General features: G+C 38.4%; 9 protein-coding genes. 8 read left to right on the top strand and 1 reads right to left on the bottom strand.

Annotation, left to right across the window (positions count from 1 at the left end):
* Positions 1 to 60: 60 nt before the first annotated feature.
* A complete protein-coding gene (locus BW964_RS04555) occupies positions 61 to 879 on the bottom strand; it encodes a serine hydrolase domain-containing protein (RefSeq protein ID WP_228437930.1) in 819 nt (272 codons plus the stop codon).
* 484 nt (positions 880 to 1,363) lie between these two features.
* Here BW964_RS04555 and egtD point away from each other — a divergent pair, with 484 nt between their 5' ends.
* The 8 genes from egtD (at position 1,364) to BW964_RS04510 (ending at position 12,504) form a co-directional block, all read left to right on the top strand.
* The gene (egtD, locus tag BW964_RS04550) at positions 1,364 to 2,347 is read left to right on the top strand and encodes an L-histidine N(alpha)-methyltransferase (protein ID WP_076505062.1); all 984 of its coding nucleotides are present in this window, start codon (positions 1,364 to 1,366) and stop codon (positions 2,345 to 2,347) included.
* 340 nt (positions 2,348 to 2,687) lie between these two features.
* Positions 2,688 to 3,860 (top strand): ergothioneine biosynthesis protein EgtB, encoded by a 1,173-nt coding sequence (gene egtB, locus BW964_RS04545; protein WP_076505060.1) that lies wholly within the window; start codon positions 2,688 to 2,690, stop codon positions 3,858 to 3,860.
* 10 nt (positions 3,861 to 3,870) lie between these two features.
* The gene (locus tag BW964_RS04540) at positions 3,871 to 4,791 is read left to right on the top strand and encodes an ABC transporter ATP-binding protein (RefSeq protein WP_076505059.1); all 921 of its coding nucleotides are present in this window, start codon (positions 3,871 to 3,873) and stop codon (positions 4,789 to 4,791) included.
* Complete coding sequence (locus tag BW964_RS04535; RefSeq protein WP_076505056.1) at positions 4,788 to 6,353, top strand: ABC transporter permease/substrate-binding protein; 1,566 nt, start codon at positions 4,788 to 4,790, stop codon at positions 6,351 to 6,353. Before BW964_RS04540 ends, BW964_RS04535 begins: the two co-directional genes overlap by 4 nt.
* A gap of 213 nt (positions 6,354 to 6,566) precedes the next feature.
* Positions 6,567 to 6,974: a type VI secretion system tube protein TssD gene (gene tssD, locus BW964_RS04530; protein ID WP_076505055.1), complete on the top strand. Its 408-nt coding sequence runs from the start codon at positions 6,567 to 6,569 to the stop codon at positions 6,972 to 6,974.
* Between the two features lie 261 nt (positions 6,975 to 7,235).
* Positions 7,236 to 9,095, top strand: coding sequence for a type VI secretion system Vgr family protein (locus BW964_RS04525; RefSeq protein ID WP_228431915.1), 1,860 nt, complete (start codon positions 7,236 to 7,238; stop codon positions 9,093 to 9,095).
* Positions 9,096 to 9,611: 516 nt separating this feature from the next.
* Positions 9,612 to 10,694, top strand: coding sequence for a DUF2931 family protein (locus BW964_RS04515; RefSeq protein WP_076505051.1), 1,083 nt, complete (start codon positions 9,612 to 9,614; stop codon positions 10,692 to 10,694).
* A 10-nt stretch (positions 10,695 to 10,704) separates the two neighbouring features.
* Positions 10,705 to 12,504, top strand: a complete 1,800-nt coding sequence (locus BW964_RS04510; protein ID WP_076505049.1) for a DUF2235 domain-containing protein — start codon at positions 10,705 to 10,707, stop codon at positions 12,502 to 12,504.

Here is a 12,504-nt window from a genome sequence, read left to right as displayed (position 1 = left end):
TGATGGCCTCCGAAATATCAAAAAGTTTTCCCTGGTAATGATTACTCAGTAAAATTACCGTTATTTTCTTTTCAACATCTGAAAACAAGAGCGCTTCAAAACTTCCCGCCCTGCCATTAAATTTTTATGATCAAACTTCGCATTTCCCAATGCCGATTGGCTATCTGAGACAGGAAAGCTTTGTCCTGACTGGTATATGGAATTTTTATTGATAATCTTCTCAGAGTGTAGAGCGTTGGCCCATTTCAGCAGATCTGCACTCGTGGTATAAGTTCCGCCGGTGATGGGTAATTCTGCGCGATCCGCTACTCCCTCAGCATTAAAGCCCTGAGCAATATATTTCTCCTGGTCGAAAGGAGTCATGAGGGAAGAATTCATTTTCAAAGGTTTAAATAACAATTGATTCACATAATTTTTAAATGGAATCCCGGTTATCCGTTCAATAATAAATTGTCTCAAAAATAGATTGTTATTGTTGTAATCATAATCGGTCCCCGGTTTAAAAGATAATTGGTCAAGCGCCATTAAGCCGTTAAAAATATCGGTGTCATTTTTAATGGTCTTCCAGTTGACGTTAGGAATTCCACTCGAATATTGTAACAAATCTTTGATGGTGACTTCATGGGCCCAGTCGTGAAGTTGTGGAATAAATTTAGAAACAGGATCAGATAGTTTCAGCTTTCCCTGTTCCTCCAGTTGAAGTAAAGCAACCGCACTAAATTCTTTGGTAATAGAGCCTAAATGAAATCTGTATTCATCTGATAAATGAATGGTTTTTGCGGCATCTGCAAATCCAAACGAAGCTTTATATAGTATTTTATCATTCTTAGAAATAAGAACATTCCCATTAAAAATACCCGCTTCATTAGCGGATTTCATGAGTTGATCTAATTGTTTTACTTTTTGTTTCAAATCATTCTTTTGATTGGCCTTTTGACCAAAACAAAAAATAGTGAGACATGAAAAACTTAAAATTAAAATGGATTTCAGCATTTTTATATGAATAGTATATCTGATGAAGGGTAAATTAATGAAATGAATAAGATGGAAGTCCTGTTTCATTGAGATTTTGAGCCTGGTCTGGTAAATACAGCATAAAATAAGGTGAATAGAATATAGAATACAGGGCTTTTTTTCATGGCAAAATTCGTTGTTATAAGTTGGGATCAAATATAATCTTTATTTCAACGGTTCCCGAAACAATTGATGAAACTTAAAAATGTGGTATCCTTTGATCAATCGCTTATCGAAATTTACCGTATATTTAAATTAATGAAATGACAGAGGGAATACTTTTATAGAATTCAATGTTGGAGCGGCAAGATAGTTGTAGGTAACTACAAACCCACACAAATTAAAACATATGAATCTAAAGCTAAACCCATATTCGAAGGTTGAAAATACTCATATTGACCGTTTTCGTTTGGATGTTTTGGAAGGCTTAAAAAGCAGTCCGAAAAGGTTATCCTCAAAGTATTTTTACGATAAAAACGGAGACCGCCTGTTCCAGGAAATCATGGCAATGCCTGAATACTATCTCACGAAATGTGAACTTGATATTTTCCAAAATAAAACCGCAGAGCTTGCCAGGTTAATTATTCCTGACAACGAGCCGTTCGATTTGATTGAGCTAGGTGCCGGAGATGCCATGAAATCAACCTTTTTACTTCAATATCTTGTTGAACAGGGAATTGATTTTACCTACATGCCCATCGATATTTCGGGTAATATTCTTTCCATATTAAATGAAAAATTAAGTCACGAAATTCCAGCTTTACCAATAGTTACCCTTGAAGGCGAGTATTTTCAAATGCTTCAGAAAGCAGCGGCATTGTCCGACAGAAGGAAGGTGATTTTATTTTTAGGAAGCAATATAGGAAACATGGATATCGGAGAAGCCGATCAATTCTGTTCCGATTTAAACCAGAATTTAACCTCCGGAGATAAAGTATTGATAGGTTTTGATCTGAAGAAAAATCCTCACACCATTTTAAATGCCTACAATGATAAAGCAGGAATTACAGCGGCATTCAATCTTAATCTTCTCACCCGGATCAACACTGAGCTCGATGCTGATTTTGATACAAACCAGTTTCAGCATTATCAAACCTATGATCCTGTGAGCGGAGCCTGTAAGAGTTATCTGGTGAGTCTTGAAGATCAGAAAGTCACCATAGATGATCACCGCATCTCCTTTAAAGAAAATGAACTGATCGACATGGAGATTTCACAGAAGTTTTCAACGGAGAAAATAGAAGAATTAAGAGAAAAATCTGGGTTTTTGGCAGCGGGAGAAATCAAAGACTCCAAAAGATGGTTGGTAGATGTTGTCTGGAAGGTAAAGTAAAATTTCCTGCCGATTCATCAGATCTCACAGCTCATAAAGTGAGAATATATTTTTAACGCAAAGGATATATTGCTTAACAAAGGAATTAAAGGTATAATCAACAGAATAGACGATTAAAAAACAAATTAGCCATGAAGCTTCATCAGCGATACCATTGCCATCTTTGCTTATCTAAAACTGAATGGTATTTAACTAAAACGTTGCGTTAACTAAAAAAAGCAAAATCATCCGTAGATCCATCAGACAGATGTTTTTCTGTCAGTGATCTTCAGTTAAAAAAACATAGTTCCATTAATCAAATTTATCATCTGATCCAATTAACCTATTAAAACTAAAGAACATGACCCCGGAAATAACGACATCAGATTTAGTAAAAAGATATACCAGTATTCGAAAGTATTCCGAAGAAATATGCGCGCCTCTTGAGATTGAGGACTATGTAGTACAGCCTATTGTCGATGTAAGCCCTCCCAAATGGCATCTGGGGCATACCACCTGGTTTTTTGAAACGTTTATTCTGGAACCCAATTTTCCCGATTACAAGGTTTTTGATCCACAATATAATTTTGTTTTTAACAGCTATTATGAAACCATTGGCGCAAGAGTCATCCGTACCGACCGGGGAAATCTCAGCCGCCCTTCCGTTTCAGACATTTATAAATACCGGACTTATGTAGATGATCATATGAAGGCCTTTCTTGAAAGTAAGTTCTTGACTGAAGATGTTGAACCCCTTTTGGAATTAGGACTTAATCACGAGCAGCAGCATCAGGAGCTGTTAATGACAGATATCAAATATATTTTAGGACACAATCCACTTTTTCCGGCCTATACAAAACAACCTGTTTTTAATAAAAAGAAGATCGGAAATACGGAAATGATCCGTTTTTCTGAAGGCGTTTATGAAATAGGTTTTGATGGAGAAGGCTTCTGTTTTGACAATGAACTGGGAAGGCATAAAGTTTTTCTTAATGAATTTGAAATAGCGGACCAGTTGGTCACCAACAGAGAATACCTTCAGTTCATGGACGCTGGCGGTTATTCAGATTTCAAGCACTGGCACGCTGAAGGCTGGGATTGGGTAAAACAGAATAATGCACAATCTCCTTTGTATTGGCATTATATGGATGGGAAATGGATGAATTATACTTTAAATGGCTTACAGGAAGTAGATCTGGACGCCGCTGTTTGTCACATCAATTTCTACGAAGCTTCCGCTTTTGCCTCCTGGAAAGCAATGCGGTTACCCACTGAAGCAGAATGGGAAGTTGCATCCGGACATTTCGAGTGGGGGAATCGCTGGGAGTGGACGAATTCGGCTTATTTGCCCTATCCGGGTTTTAAAAAAGAAGCGGGAGCAGTGGGAGAGTACAACGGAAAATTTATGGTCAATCAAACGGTTTTGCGTGGCGCTTCCGATGCAACGCCTCCCGGACATAGCAGAAATACGTATCGTAATTTTTTCCAGACCAGCCTGAAATGGCAGTTCACAGGAATCAGACTTGCCCGATAATTTTTTACCGATGATTACAGTTGAATCAGTTTCAAAAAATTTTAACGGAAAACCAGCCGTTGACCACATTTCTTTTCAGGCTCATGATCAGGAGATCCTGGTGCTTCTGGGAACCAGCGGTTGTGGGAAAACAACTACCCTTAAAATGATCAATCGTCTCATAGAGGCAGATTCAGGAGATATATTAATTGATGGTAAAAATATAGGTGATCAAAAAGCAGAAGAACTGCGCATGGGAATTGGTTTTGTCATGCAACATTCCGGTTTATTTCCCCATTATACCATTAAACAAAACATCGCTGTTGTTCCCGGATTGTTAAAGTGGGATAAGAAAAAAACAGAAAACAGAACAGAAGAACTTCTGCATAAACTTCACCTTTCAGAAGATGTGCTTTCAAGGTTCCCTGATGAATTGAGCGGCGGGCAGCAGCAAAGAGTTGGAATCGCCCGGGCTTTAATCGCCAACACTCCCGTTTTGTTGATGGATGAGCCTTTCGGTGCCTTGGATAATATTACGAAAGCAGATATTCATTCAGAATTTAAATCACTGGAAGAACTTAAAAATAAGACCACTATACTCGTAACACACGATGTACAGGAAGCCTTCGAATTGGGACACCGGATATGTTTAATGGATAAAGGGAAAATTATTCAGACAGGAACTCCAAAAGAAATGCTTTATCGTCCGCAGAACAACTTTGTCAGCGACTTTTTCGCTGAAAACCGACTTTTACTGGAATACAAAATTGCCACCCTGAAAGAAGTGGGACCATTTTTAAATTCAGAAAATACACCCGGAGAATTTGGCTTTACTGAAAACACCAGTGTTTGGAACGCTTTGCAGAAACTAAGTTCTGATCATAGAAATACAGGATATTATGAAGACCTGATCAAGGCATTCAATGAGTACAGAAAATTACAGATCGTATGAAGCAGCAAAGTCTTTGGCAGTTTATCATAGAACAGCAGGAAAAATTACTCACTCAGGTGGTACAGCATCTGGGACTTACCTTTCTGTCATTAATTCTGGCGATCATCGTTGGAGTACCTTTGGGAATCCTCATTGCCCGGAAAAGAAAACTTTCAAGTCCCGTGCTGGGGGTTGCCGGTATTTTACAAACCATTCCCAGTATTGCCCTGCTGGGTTTCATGATTCCGGCTTTTGGAATCGGGGCTAAACCCGCCATCATTGCTCTGCTGATTTATGCGCTGTTACCTATTATCCGAAATACCTATACCGGAATTACAGGAGTCAACCCAACCGTCGTTGAAGCGGCAAAAGCCATGGGAATGAATAAAAGCCAGCTTCTGTTTAAAGTAGAACTCCCTTTGGCAATGCCCGTCATTATTGCAGGAATACGAACCGCAGCAGTCATCAATGTCGGCGTTGCTACATTAGCGTCATTTGTTGCAGCAGGTGGGTTGGGAGAATTTATCTTTGGCGGAATTTCTCTGAACAATACCAATATGATTCTGGCAGGAGCCATTCCCGCAGCATTACTGGCTATTTTACTAGATCAGACGATCGCGGTGGTACAGAAATCCGGATACCGGTTGTTTCAAAAACTAAAGTATGTGGTTCCGGCCTTCCTTATCATTTTGGGAGCAGCTTACCTGTTCACTTCCGTTTCAGGCAATAAAATGAAAGCAGGTTTTACGCCTGAGTTTATGGGAAGGCAGGATGGTGATCTGGGACTGCGCTCTGTGTACGGACTTCATGTAAATCCCGTTGTCGTAAATGATGCCATTATGTACAAAGCGGCATACGAAAAGGAACTGGATCTCATCAGCGGATATTCTACAGATGGCAGGATCAAAGCTTTTGATCTGTATGTTCTGGATGATGATAAGAAAATATTTCCACCCTATTTTGCAGCACCCATTATAAAGACAAAAACGCTGAAGAAATTTCCCGAACTTGAAAAAACACTGAATCTTCTCGCCGGTAAATTCAATGACTCTATCATGACCGATCTGAATTACAAATCGGATTACCTCAATCAGACGCCGGAAAAAATTGCCAGAGATTTTTTAATGAAGAATAAATTATATCAAAACTCAAGAAAAGGAAACTCAGGAAACATAAGAATTGGCTCAAAAATCTTTGGTGAACAATATATTCTCACCGAAATGTATAAAATGCTGATTGAAGGCTACACCGATTATAAAGTAGAAACCAAAACAGGACTGGGCGGAACCAAAATATGTTTTGATGCTTTGATGAATGACGGCATAGATTTCTATCCGGAATATACCGGGACAGGACTTCTGGTCCTTTTAAAACCAACAGAACAGACCCTTAAAAGTGTTACTCAAAGTGCCGTTAAAACCTACCAATATGTCAATTCCGAATTTCAACAACAATACGGCATTCAATGGTTAAAACCGCTTGGTTTTAATAATTCATATGCCCTGATGATGCGCAGACAACAGGCGGAAGAACTCAGGATAAAAAGTATATCAGACCTTAAAAAGTATTTTGAGGGTAAGTAAAAGCATTACTTAAGATCCATCGTATGATTTTCTTTTTTTTTAATGTAAATATCTGATTTACAATATTCAGTGAGCCTAACGATTGTTAGTAGTAGTACTACTACACTTTTTGATATTTATTAATAAACGGCCTTTTTGTAAGTTTAATATTCTATATTTGGTGAAATAAGGAACATCAGATCACAAAATATTAATATTTAAAATTGACCAATCATGGCAGACAAAAATTCAAGAGGAATTCTAAAATTCAACGGCGGAGAAGGGCAGAAACTATTAAGACTTAATTATAGCGTGTCCCGTTCCACAGACGTATCCGGAAGAGTAGCATCAGATCCATCGAATGCACTTATCAAAATTACAGTAGAAGCTACAGAAAAATCTGACATTCTGGAAAGTCTTCTTAACGGAAAATACAAACCTACAACCGGAGAAGTAATATTCAACAAATCCCATGAAGAAGGAACATTGACTACCTTAAAATGGGAAAACGGATATGTCATTCAGCACGAAGTAGATTTTGATGCAGTAGATGAAAACAGTATGTACGTCAGTTTCATTGTAAGTGCAGAGCTTATCGACTTGGGGAACTCTTCTTACAAGGCAGAGTGGCCTACTTCGTAGAGCATAATTTTTTTTAATTTTAAAAAAATATCAGGCAGAATGGTGTATCCGGCGGTAGGAATGCCGTTCTGCCTTTTTTGTCTGTGATAAAGATGGCCATTTTGATATTAATAGATAAGATCGTTTATATTTCTATTAATAATTTAAAAATAGGTCCAATTATGTGATTTTATACCAGGAAAACTTTTTAACTTTATAGAGCATCTGTCTATTTCTTTAATTTTTTTTAAAATTAAGAACCCTAAAAACACATTCAATACTATGGATAAAAATATTCCAAATTCTGACAAGATTGCAGAGAATAATCTTCCTGGAATCAACCGTGTGGTGAAACTGGATATTGTGATTGATGGTAAGATCATCAGACATTTTAAACATTTCCGTATGCAGCAAAGTGTAAGAAAGCATCATGAATTTGAGCTGATCCTTGCCAATGATACCCTGTCTGAGAAACAAAATCATGAACTTGAAGAAGCCAACAGGTTTTTAGGAGGAAGGCTCACGGTAACCATCACCTATAAAGACGTTGAAAATAGTCCGGAAAGAACTTTTGTCGGGGTGATCACAAAAGTAGCGTTTAGCCAGGAAAACCATAGTCTTGGAAACATCGTATTGAAAGGCTACAGTCCCACTATTTTACTGGACGCTGCTCCTCATACCCAAAGTTTTGGGGGAGCGCAACCCGTAAATATGGGCATCATCGCAACGGACATCATCAGGCAGGGAATCGAAAGCAGCAGGTTTGATGTCAAAATCAATGCAAAAGCCTCTTCTCAGATTCTCTATAGTGCTCAGTATGAGGAAACACACTATAATTATCTTTGCAGAATGGCAGAGGCTTATGGAGAACAGTTTTATTACGATGGTGAAATTCTGCACTTCGGAAATATGCCTCCCCAGAATAAAGCCTTAGAGCTGATCTATGGAAGCAGCGTTTCCGACGTGAGTGTTGAACTGAAAGCAGTCCATATCAAACCTAGTTTTTATGGGTATAACAGCAGTTCCAATACCAAACTCAGTTCAGGAGAAACCCCTATCCAGCATGTGGGAAATTTAGCAAAAACAGCCTATCAAAATAATGAAGGGATATTCAAGACCCCATCATTGCAGGTTGCGCCTATAAAAGCGGCCACCGATATGGATGTGGTTATTTCTCAGACCTCCACATCAGGAAGCAGGGCTGTGGAAGTCTTTACCGTGTCGGGAGGAACAACGCTGCCTTTTTTATATCCGGGATGTATTGCTGATATTAAAATGCGGAAAACAGATAGCAGCCAGACGGCCTATTTTACAAAACTGATGATAACCGAAGTTACCCATGAAGTGGATACCTTAGGAAACTATACCGGAAAATTTGAGGCGATAGCTTCAGATACGGGATATATCCCAAAACCCGATTTTGTTGTACCCATTGCACAGCCGCAAATCGCCACCGTAATATCCAACACCGATCCTCTGGGACAGGGCAGGGTAACGGTGAGATTCGACTGGCAGATGAACGATAATACCAATTTTATTCGGATGATGGCTCCGGATGCAGGAGGCACAGATCAGATCAGCCAGAACAGAGGATATGTAGCCATACCCGAAGTCGGCGATCAGGTGATGGTAGGTTTTGTCCACAACCATCCGGACAGACCTTTCGTGATGGGAGGAATGTTTCATGGCGGGACCGCTCTAGGAGGCGGGGTAGATAATCATCTAAAATCAATACAAACGAGAAGCGGAATCAGAATTTTAATGAATGATGCGGAAGGAAGTGTCAACATTATCGATCCGAGCGGCAATAATTATTTCATGGACGGAGCAGGGAATATCGTCGTTACCGCTCCCAAAAATATGACCTTCAACGCAGGAGAGAATCTTAGTATTAATGTAGGAAAAGACATGAAAACAAGTGTTGGAAATGATAATGCCATTCATATTATAAACAATCATCAGTTCACTTCAAAGAATTATAAACAGACCGTTAATGAAAATAAAACCATCAATATAACGGGAGATCTGAAAGAAACGACTTCTACAACCACTCATAATGCCAAAAATGGCGATATTTTATTACAAAGTGCGGGAGTGGCCAAAATGTTGGGTAAAATAGATGCCAAGGTGAATAAAGGCTGAAAACTTAGATAATTCAGAGGTTAAAATCAACAGTCGCTGCAAATGAGGTATATAATATGCTTAGGTATTTTTATCAGTAATATGATTTTGAATGGGTTGATCATGATGTTGATGGCGAAAATTTTAAATTATGACGGAGCAGATTTTGGAATGATTCCAATAGAGATTCTGATGCCGTCAGGTATTGCCATATTAGGATCTTTTATAATATTTTTATTAATCAATCCATTCAGAAAGCTAAACATTATAACATCAATATACATTTACAATGGGGTCTATTTTTTTTCTTTGTTAAATATGGGTTTGAATGTGTCAGCAAAAGATAAATCCGGGATAAACAATGATTTATATCTTCTGATTTCATTGATTTTGTCTTTTCTGATCATTTTAATTGCGGCGAATCTCATTACAAAACAGGATAAACAATCAGAAATTTAGGACTTATAAAAAAGAAAAAAATAAATTAGAAAAGCAGCCCGGTTATAGTAAGGTAGTAAAGAATAATTTTCCTAAACAATGAACAAATCAATACAATATTTATTAAGCTTATTATTCTTCATTCAGATCTCGTGTCAGGAAAAGAAAGAGCATCAAAAAACAAAAGCCATGACAAAATATGAATGGACCGAGGGAACTTCTGCTTCCTCCGGATATCCGATGGAAGTATATAAAGGAGGAATGGAGTGCGAAGGCGGAGAATGGGTTGGATTAGGGTTTGGGATCATTCCCGGCGGAAATTCCTGGGGGGCTATCAATCATGGAATGGGGAATGGTTTCAGAAGCCTTCCTACCCGCCTGGAGTTTATCTGGATGTCTTACATGGAAAACCAGTTTTATCTGATAGACACTCCTATTGATACTGCAAAACTAAAAGCATACTTCAGCAAAGGATATGAAGTAAAGGTTACCAACGGGAGTGGAGAAACGGAACATTTAAATTATGATAAAATTGGCGTAGGAATGGCTCCTGGTGGAGTAGTGGTGGTTTGGGTCGCTGGTGTAGGTGTTCAGAAAGAAGTAGGGCGGTATAAGGGAAAAAAAGTAACAATTCCGGAATCGGAAATTGCAAAACTGGATAGCCATGAAAACCGTTTTTGGCGGAAAGATTATCTCGATGAGGTCTTTAACAATGGCAAAGTAATTCCTGAAAAAATAAGAGAAGAAAATAAAGGAAAACCCATTCCATTCGGGATTTGGGATACCTATAGAATACAGTACAGCTGGAAGCCTGTTTTTCAACTTCCGGAAAAGGCAGCGCTCAACCCTTTAACCGATGTTGGAATCGACATGATCAATGGAGAGAAAGAACAACTGGATGCTGCAAAAATTTCTGTGGCTCAAAATGCGGAAAGAGCAATGCCAACAAGAATAGTTTTTGATTTTATTGGCAGTGATCACAAGGAGTATGGAGCAAATGGTGATCTCAATGAAAAATCCAGCTTCGAAGCATTTAAAACTGTATTTGGAGAAAATCCGAATTCAACTAAAGCTGATATTGTGATTAAAGTAAATGAAGCAAACAGCCATTTTACCATACAACTAAGAGGTGAGAATGGTAAAGTAGCTTTTATAAAAGCAGATAAAGTAGAAGTTTTCTAAAACGATAATTATGGGAAAAACATTAGTGTATAATACAGGTAATGCTGTTCCTCCTATAGATGAACTGCATCTGGAAATAGGCGTTTTTTTCGATGGTACCCTAAATAATCTCAAAAACACAGCGTTGCGCGAGAAGTACAGGGATGGTAAAAATAAAATACAAAGTACGGATACCAAGGAGCAGATACTGGCAAAAGAAGAAGCGATAAAAAAAACGAGAGAAAAGCAGGAAGAAGAGTTTGATGATCTGGAAAGCAGTGATATCACTGAAAATGATTCAGAATATGACCGATATCTGAAAGGAAGCCACAGAGGATGGTTAGACAGTCAGGGTGTTGATAATAGTTTCAGTAATGATTATACCAACGTGGCCCGGATGTATCAATGTTGTGAACAGATCAGTTACGGCGTTTATATAGAGGGAATTGGTACACTTGATAACAGCAGGGATGTGGATGATGGCTTTCAATATGGTTCCGGTGAATCGGGAGTACGGGGGAAAGTGAGAAAAGGTTGCGGAAAAATAGCAGACAGGATTAAGGAACTTATAAAAAATGCTGGTTCAAAAAAGAAATTAACAAAAATCACCATAGATGCTTTCGGGTTTAGTCGTGGTGCCGCTGCTGCCAGAAATTTTGTCTATGAAATCAATGGCAACAAGAGAACCAAAGATATTGAAATAAAAAAATCAAGGAAAATTGTAGGTTACAAAGAAGTGGGATCCTACGCCCATGAAGGTCCTGTTGTAGTACCTGAATATGGAGATATTTGGATCGATAAAGATAAAACTGAAGTAGATCCTAAATATCTGATTGATGGAAAGCTTCCAAAATTCGGTTTTTTAGGATATTATCTTTTAAGTAAGAAAATCTTATCCCCTGAACAGCTTGAAGCTTTACTATTGGATATTCGTTTTATAGGAGTCTATGAGACCGTTTCATCTTATGAAGAATTCGGAGATATGGGGGCTATGGAAAGAGTGGGCTATAGAGGAGTGGTCCATTCTACATTGGGATCTAAGCACAATTTTGGCGATGATGTAGAACAGTTGCAGTTAAAAAATCCCGGACCTTATTTTAAAGCAGTTCATTTTACAGCAACAGATGAACATCGTGAAAACTTTTCGTTAACCAGATTTCCGGGGAGTATTGAAAAAGAATTTCCAGGAGTTCACTGTGACATCGGAGGAGCTTATGAAAATGGAATGGAAGTGGTGGATGAAATTGAAACGTCCAATCATAAGCCACTCTGGGAATTAAAAAAACGGATGCAGGATTTAATTGACGGGCATTGGTTTAAAGACGATCAGATTGAAATCAACAATACCGCACTCAATATTTTAACCTTTGGAAATGTGTACCGGAAAATTACAGGAACCCGTTTTCTGCGAAAAGAATACAGCTATATTCCCCTGCATTTTATGGAAGAACAGGGATTGAAGTTGTATGATCACAAAATCATCACAAAAACAGAAGCTACCTACTCTATAGAGCATGATACACATCTGCCTGCTGCCAAAAGGAGGCTTCACGAATATGTTTTTGACAGCAAAGAAGCCTGGGCATTCAGAAGTGATGAAGATTTAGAAAAGGAATATGATAAAATGAGAGCAGAAATGCCCGTTGAATATCCTACCGTGAGCATCGATAAAGATGGACATCAGGTCATGAATATTCCCGGGGTGACTGTATACGGTAACAGATGGCAAAGTTTATTAAGAACGATAAGAAATGAATACCTCCATTGGTCTGCTAACAGGGACTGGATGGGAATGGACCCGAACAGCGATTATCAGAGAAGAATATATTAA

The sequence above is a fragment of the Chryseobacterium shigense genome (assembly GCF_900156575.1).
Taxonomy (GTDB): Bacteria; Bacteroidota; Bacteroidia; order Flavobacteriales; family Weeksellaceae; genus Chryseobacterium; species Chryseobacterium shigense.
The sequence above is the reverse complement of the archived record's forward strand: the minus strand, read 5'-3'. Positions and strand labels throughout refer to the sequence as shown.